The 16,674-nt window shown below is 72.5% G+C and carries 18 protein-coding genes; 11 read left to right on the forward strand and 7 right to left on the reverse strand.

The features are described 5' to 3' along the window. Nucleotides 1-87: 87 nt before the first annotated feature. Nucleotides 88-1,425, reverse strand: a complete 1,338-nt coding sequence (locus tag AC0QR5_RS11855; protein WP_329861244.1) for a GAF domain-containing protein — start codon at nt 1,423-1,425, stop codon at nt 88-90. A gap of 180 nt (nt 1,426-1,605) precedes the next feature. On the opposite strand from AC0QR5_RS11855, the gene AC0QR5_RS11860 reads away from it, so the two are divergent. Beyond that, entirely contained in the window at nt 1,606-2,025 is a 420-nt protein-coding gene (locus tag AC0QR5_RS11860; RefSeq protein ID WP_329861246.1) for a VOC family protein, read from the forward strand. A gap of 22 nt (nt 2,026-2,047) precedes the next feature. On the opposite strand, the gene AC0QR5_RS11865 is transcribed toward AC0QR5_RS11860, so the two are convergent. Further along, nucleotides 2,048-2,215, reverse strand: a complete 168-nt coding sequence (locus tag AC0QR5_RS11865) for a hypothetical protein (protein ID WP_329861247.1) — start codon at nt 2,213-2,215, stop codon at nt 2,048-2,050. Between the two features lie 153 nt (nt 2,216-2,368). Between AC0QR5_RS11865 and nhaA the strand changes: the two genes are divergently transcribed. Then, a complete protein-coding gene (gene nhaA, locus AC0QR5_RS11870) occupies nt 2,369-3,742 on the forward strand; it encodes a Na+/H+ antiporter NhaA (protein ID WP_329861249.1) in 1,374 nt (457 codons plus the stop codon). A 21-nt stretch (nt 3,743-3,763) separates the two neighbouring features. Further along, nucleotides 3,764-4,882 carry a phosphate ABC transporter substrate-binding protein PstS gene (gene pstS / locus AC0QR5_RS11875; RefSeq protein ID WP_329861250.1) on the forward strand — a complete coding sequence of 373 codons (1,119 nt, stop codon included), beginning with the start codon at nt 3,764-3,766 and terminating at the stop codon, nt 4,880-4,882. Between the two features lie 7 nt (nt 4,883-4,889). On the opposite strand, the gene AC0QR5_RS11880 is transcribed toward pstS, so the two are convergent. After that, nucleotides 4,890-6,038, reverse strand: coding sequence for a lipid II:glycine glycyltransferase FemX (locus tag AC0QR5_RS11880; protein ID WP_329861252.1), 1,149 nt, complete (start codon nt 6,036-6,038; stop codon nt 4,890-4,892). A gap of 83 nt (nt 6,039-6,121) precedes the next feature. Between AC0QR5_RS11880 and AC0QR5_RS11885 the strand changes: the two genes are divergently transcribed. The 5 genes from AC0QR5_RS11885 to AC0QR5_RS11905 are packed head-to-tail and all read left to right on the forward strand — an operon-like array spanning nt 6,122 to nt 11,133. After that, nucleotides 6,122-6,451 carry a metal-sensitive transcriptional regulator gene (locus AC0QR5_RS11885; protein ID WP_329861254.1) on the forward strand — a complete coding sequence of 110 codons (330 nt, stop codon included), beginning with the start codon at nt 6,122-6,124 and terminating at the stop codon, nt 6,449-6,451. Nucleotides 6,452-6,467: 16 nt separating this feature from the next. Beyond that, complete coding sequence (locus AC0QR5_RS11890) at nt 6,468-6,695, forward strand: heavy-metal-associated domain-containing protein (RefSeq protein WP_329861255.1); 228 nt, start codon at nt 6,468-6,470, stop codon at nt 6,693-6,695. Between the two features lie 44 nt (nt 6,696-6,739). Further along, a complete protein-coding gene (locus AC0QR5_RS11895) occupies nt 6,740-9,028 on the forward strand; it encodes a heavy metal translocating P-type ATPase (protein WP_329861256.1) in 2,289 nt (762 codons plus the stop codon). A 30-nt stretch (nt 9,029-9,058) separates the two neighbouring features. Then, on the forward strand, nt 9,059-9,760 hold the full coding sequence (locus AC0QR5_RS11900) for a response regulator transcription factor (protein WP_329861257.1): 702 nt from the start codon (nt 9,059-9,061) through the stop codon (nt 9,758-9,760). Continuing rightward, nucleotides 9,757-11,133 carry a sensor histidine kinase gene (locus tag AC0QR5_RS11905; protein ID WP_329861258.1) on the forward strand — a complete coding sequence of 459 codons (1,377 nt, stop codon included), beginning with the start codon at nt 9,757-9,759 and terminating at the stop codon, nt 11,131-11,133. Before AC0QR5_RS11900 ends, AC0QR5_RS11905 begins: the two co-directional genes overlap by 4 nt. 4 nt (nt 11,134-11,137) lie before the next feature. On the opposite strand, the gene AC0QR5_RS11910 is transcribed toward AC0QR5_RS11905, so the two are convergent. Next, on the reverse strand, nt 11,138-12,085 hold the full coding sequence (locus tag AC0QR5_RS11910; protein ID WP_329861260.1) for a TAXI family TRAP transporter solute-binding subunit: 948 nt from the start codon (nt 12,083-12,085) through the stop codon (nt 11,138-11,140). A 125-nt stretch (nt 12,086-12,210) separates the two neighbouring features. On the opposite strand from AC0QR5_RS11910, the gene dctA reads away from it, so the two are divergent. Beyond that, nucleotides 12,211-13,704, forward strand: a complete 1,494-nt coding sequence (gene dctA / locus AC0QR5_RS11915; RefSeq protein ID WP_329861261.1) for a C4-dicarboxylate transporter DctA — start codon at nt 12,211-12,213, stop codon at nt 13,702-13,704. Between the two features lie 54 nt (nt 13,705-13,758). Here the strand turns inward: dctA and AC0QR5_RS11920 are convergent, their stop codons facing one another. After that, nucleotides 13,759-14,706 carry an EamA family transporter gene (locus AC0QR5_RS11920; protein ID WP_329861263.1) on the reverse strand — a complete coding sequence of 316 codons (948 nt, stop codon included), beginning with the start codon at nt 14,704-14,706 and terminating at the stop codon, nt 13,759-13,761. Between the two features lie 86 nt (nt 14,707-14,792). Between AC0QR5_RS11920 and AC0QR5_RS11925 the strand changes: the two genes are divergently transcribed. Both AC0QR5_RS11925 and AC0QR5_RS11930 read left to right on the forward strand, forming a co-directional pair. Beyond that, complete coding sequence (locus AC0QR5_RS11925; RefSeq protein WP_329861264.1) at nt 14,793-15,335, forward strand: CGNR zinc finger domain-containing protein; 543 nt, start codon at nt 14,793-14,795, stop codon at nt 15,333-15,335. 63 nt (nt 15,336-15,398) lie between these two features. Continuing rightward, on the forward strand, nt 15,399-15,710 hold the full coding sequence (locus AC0QR5_RS11930) for a hypothetical protein (RefSeq protein ID WP_329861266.1): 312 nt from the start codon (nt 15,399-15,401) through the stop codon (nt 15,708-15,710). Nucleotides 15,711-15,732: 22 nt separating this feature from the next. Here AC0QR5_RS11930 and AC0QR5_RS11935 read toward each other — a convergent pair whose 3' ends face one another. Both AC0QR5_RS11935 and AC0QR5_RS11940 read right to left on the reverse strand, forming a co-directional pair. Continuing rightward, nucleotides 15,733-16,029, reverse strand: a complete 297-nt coding sequence (locus AC0QR5_RS11935; protein WP_329861268.1) for a hypothetical protein — start codon at nt 16,027-16,029, stop codon at nt 15,733-15,735. A gap of 47 nt (nt 16,030-16,076) precedes the next feature. Next, the gene (locus AC0QR5_RS11940) at nt 16,077-16,664 is read right to left on the reverse strand and encodes a hypothetical protein (protein WP_329861270.1); all 588 of its coding nucleotides are present in this window, start codon (nt 16,662-16,664) and stop codon (nt 16,077-16,079) included. Between the last annotated feature and the right edge of the window lie 10 nt (nt 16,665-16,674).

Consider the following 16,674-nt stretch of genomic DNA (forward strand, 5'->3'; position numbering starts at 1 on the left):
ACGGCGTGTCGCGCGGACACGCCGTGCCGTGATGGCGAGAAGTGGGAACCTCTCCATGCGGAACGGCGCCGCCCCGTCCAGCGGACCTTAGCCGCGTCTTGCTCCGGCCACCTGCTGCAGTCGCTCCAACCGCGCCACCACGAACGCCCTGTGGGGCGAGCGCCGCGGAAGGACCTGAAGCGCCGTAGCCAAGGCATCGGCGTCGTCCGCGGCTTCCGGAAGATCGAGGTAGGCCAGGAGCTCGTCCGGCCCCGCATCGCCCACCACGGATTCGCGGAGCGCGGCCGAGACCTCGGCCCGGATCCGGGCGATTCCGGGAGCCTCGGACCGCGGGAGCAACTCGCCGCCGTACATGGCCAGGGCCTCCGCATGACGACCCTGGGCGAGCCGTTCCAGCACGTGCCGGGCGTCCAGGTCCACGGAGGCGTCGAGGCGATACGGTTTGGACGCCAGCTCCGGCGCGGCCCCCGGACCGCTCCACGCGGCGAGCGCGCGGCGGAGGCGGACCATCTCCGCGCGCAATGTCACCGCCTGGCCTGCATCACCGAACAGGGCCGCCGCGAGCTCGTCGGCCCGCAGGCCACCGCCGTGCCACGCGAGCAGCGTCATGATCTCCGAGTGCCGCCCGCCCAGACGCAGCTCGGCGCCATCACGGGACAGGAGTCCGTCGTCATGCCCCAGGACGCGCAGCCGCAACGTCCGTGCGGTGCCACCGCCGGCGCCGGCGGACCAACCGCCGCTCCACGCGCCACCACGCGCCGGAGGGGGCGCGGAAGCGGTCGCCGGTTCCTGCAGCCGCAGCTCGGCCTCGGCGGCGGCGACGGCCGCGTGCAGGAGCGAGAGTGAATGCGCCGCGACGGCATCCGCGTTGCCGGTCAGGTCCACGACGCCGAGGATCCGCCCGGTCACGGGACACGTGATGGGCACCGCGGTGCAGCTCCAGCGGTGCGCGATGCGGCTGAAGTGCTCGGCCCCGCTGACCTGCACGCCCCGGCCGGTCGCCAGCGCCGTCCCGGGGGCGGAGGTTCCCACGGAGCGCTCGGACCAGTCGGCTCCCGGCACGAACGCCATGGCCTCGGCCCGGCGCACGGCCTCCGGATCCCCCTCGACCCACAGGAGCCGTCCGGCCTCGTCGCCGACGGCCACGAGCAGGCCGGTGTCCCGCGCGGGCTGGATGAGGAGGCGTTCGAAGACGGGCATCACGCCGGCGAGCCGGTGACCGGACCGGTACGCGGCCAACTCAGGGCCGGCGAGGCCGAGGACGGGTTCCACATGGTCCGGATCGGGAAGCACGGCCAGGGACCGCTGCCACGAGTCGCGCACCACGGGGCGCAGGCCGTCGAGGGCACCGCCCTGGCCCAGCACTGCGTGGGCGGCCTGGGCGCGGCGCTGCAGCGTCCGCGAGGCGGGCGTGGCGATCGGCATCTGGCATCCTCCGCTGCGCTGGGGTCGGTGCCCGCGGTCCGGGCGCCGGGATGCTGGTGTGGTCTACGGCACAGTCTAGGGCAGATCGGGGCCGCATGGACCTTGGCAGGAGGGTCCGGGAGTGGAAGGCTGGACGCGTCCGCGCCGGGGGTCCGCCCGGCGCCCCGGGAAAGGACCGCCATGCCCAGCATGATCTTCGTCAACCTGCCCACGCGCGACCTCGAGCGCTCCGACGCGTTCTACGGAGCGCTCGGCTTCACCAAGAACCCCGACTTCTCCGACGAGAACGCGAGCTCCTGGATGATCAGCGACTCGATCTTCGTCATGGTGCTCAAGGAGGCGTTCTACTCGTCGTTCCTGCGCGGCGGAGACGTCGCGGCGTTCGGCGAGGGATCCAAGCAGATGCTCAACGCGCTCTCCTGCGCCTCCGTGGAGGAGGTGGACCGGCTCGCCGAGACCGCGGCCGCCACCGGCGGCGCGATCTACCGCCAGCCCGCCGAGGAGGTGCCGGGAATGATGTACGGCGGCGCCGTGACGGACCCGGACGGCCACGTCTGGGAGCTCGCCTGGATGGACTTCTCCGGCGGCGCTCCGCAGTAGCGGGAACGACGCCGGAGCCCGGCTATCCCGTGCAGGCCTCGTTGGAGCAGCCGGCGTCGCGGGGGACCCAGTGCGCGTCCGAGGCGCCCTTGTCCTCCCAGACGATGTGCCGGTGCTGCCCGCAGCGTTCGCAGGCCGGTGCGACGTAGGACGCCTTCTCGGCGTCCGTGTAGGTGCGGTATTCGCCCATGACAACCTCCCGTGAATGGGTGCGTACCGCCACTCTAGGACTCCGCGTGCCCGAACGTAAGGGGCGCGGTGCGACGGCCGTGTAAGGTGGTGGACCAGGTGAGCCGGGAAGTCTGGTCGGCATGTTTCTTTGCCGAGCCCACCCGGGAGACCCATGCCATCCACCGACCCCTCACCCCGCCCCGCATCGCGTTCCGTCTTCCCGCTCCGCGGGAGCTACGCCGAGGCCCTCCGCGTCGGCGAGCTCCTGCGCCGCGAGACCGTCGGCGGGATCCTGCTCGTCGCGGCGGCCACCGCGGCCGTCGTCTGGGCCAATTCACCTTGGGCGGAGCACTACTTCGCCCTGAGGGACCTCGAGTTCGGCTACGCCCCCTGGCACCTGGAGCTGAGCGTCGGCGCCTGGGCGGCCGACGGGCTGCTCGCCGTGTTCTTCTTCCTCGTGGGCCTCGAGCTCAAGCGAGAGTTCGTGGCGGGGGAGCTGCGTGATCCGCGCCGAGCCCTGGTGCCCGTGGCCGCCGCGTTGGGCGGCGTGGCGGTGCCCGCGCTGGTCTATGCGGCCGTCAACTGGTCCAACCCGGCGGGGCTGCGCGGCTGGGCGATCCCGGCCGCGACGGACATCGCGTTCGCGGTGGCGGTCCTGGCCATCATCGGCTCGCACTTGCCCTCCACGCTGCGGATCTTCCTGCTGACCCTCGCCGTCGTCGACGACCTCATCGCGATCGCGATCATCGCCGTCGCCTATACCTCCGAGCTGCAGCTCGCCCCGCTCGCCTGGGCCGTCCCGCCGCTGCTCCTCTACGCCTTCCTGGCGCAACGACACCGCACGTTCTTCCATGTGCGGCCGGGCGCGGCCTGGTTCCTGCTGCTGCCACTCGGCGCGGTGGTGTGGGCGCTGGTCCACGCCTCCGGGATCCACGCGACGATCGCCGGGGTCCTGTTGGGCTTCGCGGTCCCCGTGCTGCACCGCAAGAGGACGGCGGACGACGCCGGTGCCGGGCACCCCGGGGAGCCGGGACCCGGGCTGGCCGAGGTCTTCGAGCACCGCTTCCGCCCCCTGTCCGCGGGCTTCGCGGTCCCGGTCTTCGCGTTCTTCTCCGCCGGCGTCGCCATTGGCGGCTGGACGGGGTTCTCGGCCTCGCTCGCCGATCCGGTCGCGCTCGGGATCGTGGCCGGACTCGTCCTGGGCAAGCCGGTGGGCATCCTCGCCACCACGTGGCTCACGACCCGCCTGAGCCGCGCCTCGCTCGCGGAGGACATCCGCTGGGTGGACCTCGCCGGCGTCGGCCTCCTGGCAGGGATCGGCTTCACCGTGTCCCTGCTCGTGGCCGAACTCAGCTTCGGCGCCGGGACGCAGGAGAACGACCACGCAAAGGTCGCCATCTTCCTCGCCTCCCTCACCGCCGCGGGGCTCGCCGCGGCCGTGCTCTCCACCCGCAACCGCCGCTACCGCAAGATCGCGGAGGCCGAGGCGGTCGACGCCGACGAGGACGGGATCCCCGATGTCTACCAAGAGGGAAACGGACGGTGAACGGCACGTAGACTCGGGGCCATGCCCTACCGCGCGACCGCCCGTACCACTGCCTCCGCCGCAGGCCTGGCCGCCCTTCTGGCCCTCACCGCCTGCGGCTCCGACTATCCGCTCGGCGAGGAGCAACGCCGCGCGGCGGAAGCCAACTCCTCGGACCTCTCCGGCACCCTGACCGGCGTCGGATCCTCGGCCCAGGGTGCCGCGATGTCCGCCTGGATCGCCGACTTCACGTCCCTGAACCCCGACGTCAACATCCAGTACTCCCCCGCCGGGTCCGGTGCCGGGAGGGCCGCGTTCCTGGCCGGCGGCGTGGCCTTCGCGGGCTCCGATGCATTCCTGGGCGAGGCGCAGATGGAGGAGGCCACGGGCTTCTGCGGGCCCGATGGCGCCGTCAACGTGCCCACCTACATCGCGCCCATCGCCCTCGCGTTCAACCTCCCCGGCATCCGGGAGGTCGACCTGGACCCGGAGACCATCGCGAAGATCTTCAGCGGGGAGATCACCCACTGGCAGGACCCGGCGATCGCCGCGCTCAACGACGGCGTCGAGCTCCCGGACCTGCGCGTGAGCGCCGTGCACCGGGCCGACGACTCCGGCACCACGGAGAACTTCACCGAGTACCTGCACGAGACGGCGCCGAACCACTGGCCGCACGATCCCAGCGGTTCGTGGCCCGCAGCGGTCGCGGGCGAGAACGCCCAGGGCAACGCGGGCGTCATGAGCACGATCACCCGCACCGCGGGCGCGATCGGCTACGTCGACGATTCCGTGGTAGGCAGGGACTCCGGCAAGGCGCGGATCAAGGTCGGGGACGGCTTCGTGGCCGTCGGCGCCGACGCCGCGGGCCGGGCCGTCGCGGCATCCTCACCCGCCCCGGGCCGGGGCGAGGAGGACTTCGCGCTCCACCTGGACCGCACCACCACGGCGGAAGGCGCCTACCCGCTGGTCCTGGTCTCCTACCAGATCTTCTGCCGCTCCTACGAGGACGCGGAGATGGCCGAGCTGGCGCGGGAATTCGGGCTCCATGCGCTCAGCGCCGACGGGCAGCAGATCGCGGCCGAGGCGGCCGGCAGCGCGCCCGTTCCCCGCGAACTCGCTCAGCGGGCATCGGCCGTGCTGGAGACGATCCACGCGCGGTAGCGCTCCCTCAGTGCTTCGAGCGCTTCTTCATGTAGAAGTCGAAGGCCGCGGCGAGCGGGCGGTTGAGCGGGTAGTCCCACTCGCCCAGCGTCTGGACGACGTCGCAGCCCAGCGTCGCCTTGAACAGCGTCAGGCCCGCGAGGTGGTGCTCCTTGTCCAAGGTCGCGGAGACCCCGCCGTGGTCGAGGTAGTCGCAGCCCTCGGCGATCGAATCGCCCAGCATCCGGTGGATGAGCGCCTTGGGGGCGAAGAGCTTGCGCTCGGCCGCGCTGGAGGCACCGTAGACGTACCAGGCGCCGGACCCGCTGTGGACGCGGATGGCCGCCGCGAGGTCGCGGCCCTCGTGGGAGGCGATGTAGAGCGTGCACCTCCCGGGGGCGTCGGCATTGAGCTCGGTGATCATGCGCGTGAAGTAGCCGGCCGGCCGGCCCGTGAATCCGTCGCGTTCTGCCGTTTCGCGGTAGAGCGCGTGGAAGCGCTCCACGCCCTCGGCACCCAGCGCCTCGACCTCGAGCGGGCCGGACGCGGCGCGCTTGGCCTCGCGGCGGGCGTTCTGGTTCATCTGGGCGAGGGCGCCGTCGAGGTCGAGACGGGAGCCGTCTGCCGCCACGAGCGGGATGCGCGCCTGGAACTCGGGCTGGCCCGCGGCGAAGTCGACGCCGGCATCCTGCTTGCGCCAGCCGGCGGCGCGCAGCTGGGCGGCGACGAGGGGCGCCTGCGGGTCCTCCATCGCGGGATCGAGCTCACCCATCACCGCGTGGCCGCCGCCGGAGAGCGCCTTGCGGACGGCCGCGCCCTTCCAGCCGCGCTGCAGCAGGGGAACGCCCATGCGGACCAGGAAGACGCGATGGCGCTTGAAGTGCGCGAGCATCGGCGCGGCGACCTCGGCGACGGTGGCTGCCTCCCAGTCCAGGACGGGCGCCTCGGGCAGGTAGGCGAGGGTCCACTTCACCACCGGGGTGGGCCGGTGCAGGACCTGCGCCGTGCCGCGGAGGGCGCCTCCGGCGTCGTACCAGCCCAGGTGCTCGGCCCGCCAGTCCGCCTTGACGCGCGCCCAGGCCGGCAACTGGAGGAAGCTCGTTCCGGGGCGGTCCGCTATGAAGGAGCGGTGTTCGTCGACGGTGATGGTGCGGACGGAGAACTGGTTGGCTGACACGCGTGCCAGCTTAGCAACGGGCACCCTGCCTGATACCCCCTAGGGGTACTTGACTTTATACCCCAGAGGGGTATGCTCGAGGCATGGAAAGCACGACGACGCCCGCCGATCCGCTGCGCGACCACGCCTACTCCGCGGACAAGGACGCCCTGCTCAAGCGGCTCAGCCGCATCGAGGGGCAGGTCCGCGGCATCGCGCGCATGGTGGACGAGGAGAAGTACTGCATCGACATCCTGACGCAGATCTCCGCCGTCAACGCGGCCCTGCACAAGGTGAGCCTCGGCCTGGTCGAGGAACACATCGCCCATTGCGTCGTCGGAGCCGCCCACGAATCCCAGGAAACCGGAAACCCGGACATCGTCAACGACAAGGTCCGCGAGGCATCGGCCGCCATCGGCCGCCTGCTGCGCTGACCCCGGAAGGAACACCATGAACAACACGCTCACCGTCAGCATCGACGGCATGACGTGCGGCCACTGCGTCGCCTCCGTCACCGAGGAGATCAAGGCCATCAACGGCGTCGAGGACGTCACCGTGGAACTCAACGCGGGCGGCGTCTCCACGGCCACCGTGGTCTCCGCCGGACCGCTCGACGAGGCCACGGTCTCCGAGGCCGTCGCCGAGGCCGGCTACACGGTGGTCGGCAACCACGCCTGAACCGCGGCACCGCCCGGACACCCCCGAACGAAGGGAGCACCACCATGAACACGGACACCACCGGCCCGGCCGCGCAGCCGCAGCCCGGCGGCCAGCGCGTCGTCGAGCTGGACATCCAGGGCATGACCTGCGCCTCCTGCGTGAACCGGGTGGAACGCAAGCTCGGCACGCTCGACGGCGTCGAGGCGCTCGTGAACCTGCCGCTCGAATCGGCCCGGGTCACCGTGCCGGCCCACGTCAGCGACCACGAACTCGTCGACACCGTCAATGCCGCCGGCTACCGCGCGAGCGTCAAGGCGGACCGGCACCCGGCGGGGCACGAGGGCGGCGGACACGGGAACGACCACGACGCCGGCACGGACCACCTGGGCCACGGAGGCTCCGCCGAGGAGCTGAGGCCGCGCCTCGTCGTCGCCGCCGTCTTCACGCTCCCGCTCTTCGTCATCTCGATGATCCCGGGCGCCCAGTTCCCGCACTGGGGCTGGGTCGCCCTGGCCCTCGCCACGCCGGTGGTGCTGTGGTCCGGCTGGCCCTTCCACCGCGCCGCCGCGGTCAACGCGCGCCACGGCGCGTCCACGATGGACACGCTCGTGTCGATCGGCGTCCTGGCCGCCTACTTCTTCTCCGTGTGGCAGCTCGTCGCCGACCCGCAGCTCACGGCCCACGACGGGATGGCGGGCATGGACATGGACATGTCCGCCCACCAGCTCTACTTCGAGACCGCCGGCGTCGTCGCCACGTTCCTGCTGCTCGGCCGCTGGCTCGAGGCCCGCGCGAAGTCGCGCGCCGGGGACGCACTGAAGACGCTCCTGGACCTCGGGGCCAAGGAGGCCACGGTGCTCCGCGACGGGCGCGAAGTCCGGGTCCCCGCGGCGAACCTCGTGCCGGGCGAGACGCTCGTGGTCCGGCCGGGCGAGAAGATCGCCACCGACGGATACGTCCTCGACGGGCACTCCGCCGTCGACGCCTCGCTCATCACGGGCGAATCGGTACCGGTCGACGTCGGACCCGACGACGCCGTCACGGGCGCCACGATCAACACCTCCGGCCGCCTCCTGGTCCGGGCCACCCGCGTGGGCCGGGACACGACGCTGGCCCAGATGGGGCGCCTGGTCTCGGAGGCGCAGACCGGCAAGGCGCCGATCGCCCGGCTCGCGGACCGCATCTCCTCCGTGTTCGTGCCGATCGTCCTGGTCATCGCCGTGGCCACGTTCATCGCCTGGATGGCCTTCGGCGGCGGCCTGCAGCCGGCGTTCACGGCGGCCGTGACCGTGCTCGTGATCGCCTGCCCGTGCGCCCTGGGCCTCGCGACGCCTGTGGGCCTGCTGGTCGGCACCGGCCGCGGCGCCCAGCTGGGCCTGCTGATCCGCGGCCCGCAGGTCCTCGAGGACACCCGCCGCGTGGACACCGTGGTGCTGGACAAGACCGGCACCGTGACCGCCGGCGAGCTGTCCCTGACCGGCACGCAGTCCTTCGGCACCCTCTCCCCCGAGCGCGTCCTGGAGCTCGCCGCGGCCGTCGAAGCGGGATCCGAGCACCCGATCGCCCGCGCCATCGTGGCCGCCGCCGGCGACACCGAGCCCGTCTCCGGTTTCGCCTCCACCCCAGGCGGCGGAGTGCGCGGCACGGTCGGCGGCAGCACCGTCGTCGTCGGCAAGGCCGCGTGGCTCGCCGGGAACGGAGCCGTACTCGCCCCGGAGCAGGCGGCGGCGCTCGCCGCCGCCCAGGCGGCGGGCACGACGGCGGTGCTGCTTGCCGTCGACGGCGAACCCGCCGGGCTGCTCCAGTTGCGCGACACCGTCAAGCCCGGCTCGAAGGCGGCGATCGAGCGGCTGCGCGCGCTCGGGCTGCGGCCCGTGCTGCTCACCGGCGACAACGAATCAGTGGCCCGCCAGGTGGCCGCCGAGGTCGGGATCGACCCGGACGCGGTGTTCGCCGAGGTGCTTCCCGAGGGCAAGGTCGACGCGGTGCGCACCCTGCAGGAAGCCGGCGCGGTCGTGGCGATGGTCGGCGACGGAGTCAACGACGCCCCCGCGCTCGCCCGGGCAGACCTCGGCATCGCCATGGGTTCCGGGACGGACGTGGCCATCGAGGCCGCGGACATCACCGTCATGGGCAGCGAACTGGGACAGGTCGCGCAATCGATCGAGCTCTCGCGGCGGACCCTGCGCACCATCAAGGTCAACCTGTTCTGGGCGTTCCTCTACAACACGCTCGGGATCCCCGTGGCCGCGCTCGGGCTGCTGAACCCGATGCTCGCCGGGGCCGCGATGGCCGCGAGCTCCGTGCTCGTGGTGGCCAACAGCCTCCGCCTGCGCCGCTTCGGCCGGTAGCCCGGGCGCGGGGCGCGCTATCTTGGAGCCATGCGCGTACTGGTGTGCGAGGACGACGACGGCGTGGCCCGCGGCCTCTCGCGCGCCCTGACCCGGGCCGGGTACCACGTGGTCCGCGCGGCCACCGTCGCCGACGCCTTCGAGCGGATCGCGGAGGGAGCCCCGGACATCGCGCTCGTCGACCTGGGCCTGCCCGACGGCTCCGGCACCGCCGTCGTCAAGGCCCTGCGCTCCCACCCCGCCACCGCCGTCATCGTCGTCACCGCCCACGGGCGGGAACAGGACCGGGTCGTCGGCCTGCGGGCCGGGGCCGACGACTACGTCGTCAAGCCGTTCAGCGTCGCCGAGCTCCTGGCACGCATCGAGGCCGTCTCCCGGCGCACCCTCGCCGCACGCGCGGCGACCGCCGCCCGCGACGGTGCCGAGCATCCCGTCGGCCCGCTCGTCCTCCGCACGGCGGCGCGGGAGCTGGTCGATGAGGCGGGCGCCGGCGTCGTACCCCTGACCGCCAAGGAATCGGCGATCCTCGCGCTCCTCGCCGCGAGCGGTGGGGAGGCGGTGCCCCGGGAGTTCCTCATCGAGTCGGTCTGGGAGACCGTGCCCGACGCCGGCGCGTCCCGCAGCCTCGACACCCACATGGCCGCCCTGCGCGCCAAGCTGCGCGGCTACGCCGTCATCACCACGATCCGGGGCCTCGGCTACCGGCTCGGCGACGCGGATCCCGCGCCATGACCCGCCGGCTGATCCTACTGGCCCTGCCGCTGCTGCTGACCCTCATGGCCGCGATCGGCATCCCGTGGGCCACGGCCATCGCCGAGCGGCACTCCACCGCGCTCGCAAACGACAGGATCGCCGACGCCACCCGCTTCGCCATGGCCACGCTGCACTCGCTCACGGCGGACAACGGCGTCAGGCTGGAACGCGAGCTCGACGACTACGCCGAGCTCTTCGGCTCGCCCGTCTGGGTCGTGGACCGGGAACGGGAGGTGCTGCACGCGCACGGCGGCGGCGCCCTCCCGGCCGGGGCCTCGGGCACGATCGACGCGGCGCTGGCCGGACAGCTGCCCCAGGTCGGCGGCGTGCTCTGGCCGTGGGGCCCGGACGCCGTCTACGTCGCCGCACCCGTGGGGATCGACTCCCAGGTCACCGCCGCCCTCGTGATCGAGGTGCCGACGACCCGGGTGAAGGACGCGGTGCTCGAGGGGTGGCTCCGCGCCGCCGTCGTCCTCGCCGCCGCCATGACCGCCGCCGTCTGGATTCTCTGGCCGCTCAGCCGCTGGGTGCTCAAGCCGATCCGGACGCTCGCGGCCGCCGCCAACCGCGTGGCCGTCGGCGAGCTCGGGGCGCGCGCCCGCGGCGACGCCGGGCCACCGGAGCTCCGTGCCCTCGCCGGGACGTTCAACCGCATGGCGCATTCCGTGCAGGACACGTTCCGCCGCCAGGAGCAGTTCGTCCACGACGCCTCCCACCAGTTGCGCACGCCACTGACCGCGGTGCGGCTCGCCGTCGAGAACCTCGAGCCCGAGCTCACCACGGACGACGGCCGGGAGATCCAGCGGGAGGCTGTCCAGGAGCTGGACCGCATGGGCGCCCTCGTCGAATCGATGCTCGCCGCGACGCAGGCGGGGCCCGTGGCGACCGGGGCCGTGGACACCTCCGCCGGCCTCGGAGGACGCGAGGAGCTGTGGGCGGCGGCCGCGGCGGCGCGCGGCTTCGGGTTCAGCGCCGCCATCGAGCCGGCGTCCGGCGTCGCCGAACCCACCGGCGGCCTGGCCCAGGTCCTCGACGAACTCGTCGAGAACGCGCTGCGGCTCTCGGGCGGGACCCGCGTGGGGGTGACCGGCCGGAGCGGGCGCGGGGACTACGTGATCGAGGTCGCCGACGACGGGCGGGGGCTGAGCCCGGCGGAGGCAGCGCAGGCCACCGGACGGTTCTGGCGCTCCCCCGCCCACCAGAACATCCCCGGAACGGGGCTCGGACTGCAGATCGTGGAGCAGTCCGTGCGGGACGTCGGCGGATCGCTCGAGCTCGAGTCGCCGCCAGCGGGCGGCGGGACCGGCCTGGTGGCCCGGATCCGGCTGCCGCTGAGGGCCCCGGGGGCCTGAGGCACTACGGCTTGGACTCCTGGTAGTAGGCCCGCGCCCCGGGATGCAGCGGCAGCGGAACCGTGGCAATGCCGAACGTCTTCGAGATCTGCAGCGCCTCCGGGCGGATCGTGGACAGCTCCGCCGCGACGTCGTACAGCGCCGCCGTGAGCAGGTGCGCCTCGGCGTCCTCCATGGATCCGTGCACGGCGAGCAGCGTCGGGACCCCGAGCGCACCGACGGGCTCGGGCGTGCCGTAGGTGACGGCGGGGATCGTGACGGCCACGTACTCGAGCGGGAACGCGGCGACGACGTCCGCGGCCTCGTCGGCGAGGTCCACGAGCCGGATCCTCCCGGCGCGCACGGCCTCCTGCAGCGCGGGCGTCGGCATCCCCGTGAGGCTGAAGAGGGCGTCGACCCCGCCGTCCAGGAGGGCGCGGACCGACTCGCTCTGGGTCATGGTGCGCAGCTCGACCGAGGTGCCGGCCCGCTCAAGCAGCCGGCCGAGCGTGTACCGGGTCCCGGATTCGTCCTGCCCGCCGGCCACGACGAGGCCGTCGACGTCGGCGAGCCGATGGACGGACGAGTCCACGCGGACGGCGCAGTGCATCACGGAGTCATAGACGCGCGCGAGCGCCCGCAGCCCGGGTCCCTGCTCCGCACCGGTGTCCGTGTTGACGAAGCCGATCTCCGCCTGGCCCGTGTTCAGCAGCCGGATGTTCTCCTGCGAGGCGTCGGTGAAGACGACCTCCACACTCCCCGCGCCCCACTTCCGGTTGAGCAGTCCGGCGAGCGCCTGCCCCATCTCGCGGTACACCGCCCCCTCCGGTCCGGTCGCGAGACGCAGGGTCCGCCCCGGGCGCTCGGTGCCGTTGGCGCAGCCGGACGCGGCGAGGGGAAGCGCGAGCAGGCCCGCGAGGAGGCTGCGGCGGGTCGGGCGCGGACCGCCGGCCCCGCCGTCGTCGTACCCCACGGCCGCCACCTCCCCTACGTCAAGACAACCTTAAGAATCCAGTGTGCCCGTGGTCACATCACACCACGGCGCCCAGAGTGGATGTGACCCAACCTACATGCAACGCCGCGTGAAAGGCCCCGACCATGTCCTCCCCCACCGTCCAGCAGAAAAAGAAGAAGCCCTGGTACTCGCACCTCTACGTGTGGGTCCTGATCGGCATCGCCGTCGGCATCGTGATCGGCGTCGTCTGGCCGGCCGTCGGCGAGCAGATGCGCTGGCTCGCCACCCTGTTCATCAACCTCGTCAAGGTCGTGATCGCCCCGACGATCTTCGCGACCGTCGTCGTCGGCATCGCCGGCCTGGGCAACCTGGCCAAGGCGGGGGGCCTCGCGCTGCGCACCGTGGTCTACTTCAACATCACCACCGTGATCGCCCTCGGCCTCGGCCTCGTCATGATCAACCTGTTCAAGCCGGGCGCGGGCCTGAACTACGACGTCGCCTCCTTCGACGGCTCCGCGGCGGACGCGACCATCGAGTCCGCCGGCGCCGTCGCCGGCTCCGGGATCTCCGACTTCGTCCTGGGCCTCGTGCCGACCTCCTTCATGTCGGCGTTCGTCGACGGACAGCTCCTGCAGGTCCTCCTGCTCGCCATCCTCACCGCCGTCGCGATCGCCATGCTCGGCGAGCGCGGCAAGCCCGTGGTGCGTGCCCTCGACGTCTTCGCGAAGGTCATGTTCGGCGTGATCAAGATGGTCATGTGGGTCGCCCCGATCGGCGCCATGGGCGGCATCGCGTTCACGATCGGCAAGCACGGCCACGAGATCCTCGGAAACCTCGCGTTCTTCATGGGGTCCTTCTGGCTGACCTGCCTGATCTTCATCTTCCTGTGCCTCGGCCCCATCTGCTACGCGGCGGGCTTCAGCATCTTCAAGTACATCCGCTACATCAAGGACGAGCTGCTGATCGTGCTCGGCACCTCCTCCTCGGAGACCGTGCTGCCGCGCATGATGACCAAGCTGGAGGCCGCGGGCACGCCTAAGCACGTCGTGGGCCTGACCATCCCGACGGGCTACTCCTTCAACCTGGACGGGACCGCGATCTACATGACCATGGGCGCCATGTTCATCGCCCAGGCCTTCGGGATCGACGTCCCGCTGGCCACGCAGATCGGCCTGCTGCTGTTCATGCTGGTCTCCTCCAACGGCGCGGCGGGCGTCTCCGGCGCCGGCCTCGTGACGCTGGCCGCCTCGATCGCGGCCTTCGACCACATCATCCCGATGGTGGGCCTGGCCCTCATCGTCGGCATCGACCGCTTTATGTCCGAGGGCCGCGCGCTGACCAACCTGACCGGCAACGGCATCGGCACGCTCGTGATCGCCCGCTGGACGGGGGCGCTGGACCGGGAGCGCCTGCGCTTTGTCCTGGACAACCCGGACAGCGTCGACGTCGAGGAGCTCATGCGGGACGGCGACGCCCCGGGCCAGGGGCTGGCCCTCTCCGCCGAGGCCGCGGAGCGCAAGGCCGCGATCGCCACGGGGGACTACTCCAGGCACGACGCCGATGCCTCCGCCCCGGACGACGGCCCCACGGGCGGGCGCGAGCCCGGGCGGGAACCCGAGCCGGCCCGGAGGGGCTGAGCGCTCCCGGGCGACGCCGGCCGCCCCGCCTTCCCGGCGGGGCGGCCGGCGTCGTCAGCCCACGCTGCGCAACTCGTCGGCCCGGACGAGCAGGACCCCGAGGACGATCAGGGCGCCGCCGAGGAGCTGGATCGCGGCCGGGAGCTCCTGCAGCAGCAGCCACGCCCAGAGCACGGCGAAGAGCACCTCGGTGAGGGAGACGAAGGAGGCCAGTTTGGTGCCGAGCGCACGGGCCGCCATGATGCCGGAGACGTAGGCGAGCACCGTGGCCATGAGCACGAGCCCGCCGAGCGCCGCCCACCAGGGCAGGGCGAAGCCGGAGAACTCGACCTGTCCGAACACGGCCCGCATCGGCAGCAGCCGCGCGGCGCCGAGCAGGAGCATCAGGACGGCGCCGACGAACAGGCCGCCCGTGGCCAGGACGAGGGGCGGAAGCGTGTCGTTCGCCTTGGCCGTGATGAAGAAGTAGACGGCGAGGCCCACGGCGGCGCCGAGCCCCCAGAGCACGCCGACCGGGTCCACCCGCTGGGCGCCGGTGAGGTCGAGCACCAGGACGAGGCCACCGAGGGAGAGCGCGGCTCCGGCGATCGTCAGTCCGCGGGGCCGCCGGCGCGTGCGGACCCAGAGCGTCAGGACGATCAGGACGGGGGCCAGGTACTCGAGCAGCAGGGCGACGCCGACGCTGAGCCGCTCGACGGCCTGGAAGTAGGCGAACTGGCAGATGCCCACCCCGAAGACGCCGAAGAGCAGGATCGGGCGCCAGTTGGCCAGCACCGAACCCCAGCGGCCGCGGAGCATGAACAGCGTGGGGATCAGCAGGACGAGCGCCGCCCCGGACATCCGGGCGCCGACGGCCGCGCCACTCGTCCAGCCGGCCTCGAGGAGCGGCTTGGCGAAGGAGCCGGAGATCCCGAAGACGGCCGAGCTGAAGAGGGCGATCCAGATGCCGCGCAGGGACGGCCGCGGCGTGGCTTGGAGGGTGACGGGAGCGGTGGATGCCATGTTCTGCCTCGGTTGTCAGGAGCGTGGGAGGTTATACTGCTTACCCTAAGGGTACGGCCGGTTCGCCGGAAACGACAGGAGTCATCATGACGTTTGCCCCTGACACGGAAGTGGCGCTCGCGAGCGTCGTGAACCTCGTCAACACGGAGTCCGGCGGGGCGGACGGACTGCTGACCCTCGCGGACCTCGACGCCTTCCTGGAGCGCGAGCAGTTCACGGGCTCCCGCACGCACACCGCCTCCGAGCTGCGCGACGTCCGCCAGCTGCGCAGCGTCCTCCGCGGGATCTGGACCTCCACGGAGGACGACGCGGTCGAGGCCGTGAACCGGATCCTCCGCAACGCGCGCGCCCTGCCCCAGCTCGTCAGGCACGACCAGTGGGACTACCACCTGCACGCGACCATCCCGGAGGCGCCGCTCGTGGAGCGCATGGCGGTCGAGGCGGCCATGGCGATCGTCGACGTCATCCGCACGGGCGAGCTGGGCCGCCTCCGGGTCTGCGCGGCAGCCGACTGCGCCGACCTGGTGCTGGACCTGTCCCGCAACCGCTCCAAGCGCTACTGCAGCACGGGCAACTGCGCCAACCGGGAACACGTGCGCGCCTACCGCGCCCGGCGCGGCCGCGGCTGAGGGGGTCCTATGCTGGTGGTATCCGGGCCGACGAGGCGCCCGGGCCCGGCGGAAGGAACGCACATGAGCATCCCGAATGGCGAAGAGCACCACGCGTCCGAGGACTACGACGTCGACCTCGAGCGGGCCAACGACGGCGCCTTCAAGGCGGCCGGACGCTGGGTCGTCGGGCTCGCGGACGCCGTGCTGGGCGGCGACGGTTCGGACGTCATGGGCGCGACGGCCGTGGTGCGGCGGATCGACAACGACGAAGAGGTCCTGCGCATCACGGGGAACAACATCGACGAGGCCGAGGGCCTCGTGGCCCTGATCCGCCGCGACCTCGAGGAGATGACGCGCGAGGAGTTCCTGCGCGAGTGGGGCGGACGCCCCTAGCTGCGGTGGCCGCCGCGGCCGGCTAGTGGCCCTTGGGCTTCTGGTCCGGGTTGGCGGAGGAGCGGTTCACGCCGGAGCCGGTGCCCATGTCCTTGGGGTTCTCCTTGCCCGCCATGCTCATCAGGGAGATCACGAGCAGGCAGGCGATGAAGGCGATGCCGAACGCCGTGAGTCCGACGTCGATCCGCAGGGCCTTGTCCGATCCCCCGGTGGCGGCGACGGCACCAGTGACGCCCGCGATCAGCCCCATGACCAGGGAGAAGATCAGCGGCGCCTTGATGCTCTGCTGCCACTGCGGCTTGGACGGGTTGCTGCCCACGGATGTGCCTCCTGACGGGATGGGGATGACCCCTAGTCTACCGGCGCTCAGGCGCGCCGGGCGTCGTGCCGGTAGCCGAAGGCCGCGATGGCCAGGAAGACGCCGATGATCACGGCCCCGCCGCCGGCGAGGCCGAGGATCCCGTGGGCGTCGAGCCCGTTGAACCCGCCGACGTAGAGCGAGACGCCCGTCCCCGCGCCGATCACGCCGGTGATGAGCAGTTCGCGGGCCGGGACCAGCTCCCGCCGGTGGCGGGCCCACGCCGCGACCTCGACGACGCCCGCGACGAGGAGCGCCGTGCCCGCGCCCGCGATCACGCCGGCCGCGGTGGGGACGAAGATCACGTAGGCGGCGGCGAGCGACCACGCGATCGCGGCGCCGCCGAGGAAGCCGCGGACCGGGGACGGAACCACCGGGGCCTGGGCGAAGTCCCACGCCGCCTTCGAGGTCAGGACCAGGTAGCCCGCGATCGTGTAGGCCACGAGGGCGTCGCTGGGCCCGGACCCGCCGAGCTTCTGGTCCAGGCCCGGCCAGAAGACGGAGACGAGCCCGAACACGAGCGCCACGACGGCGCGGAACAGGATCGGCTTCCACAGGGCGGCTGCGGTCTCGGGCGGGGTGGTCGCGGAAGGCACCCCAGCAGTC

Source organism: Arthrobacter sp. J156 (genome assembly GCF_056172865.1).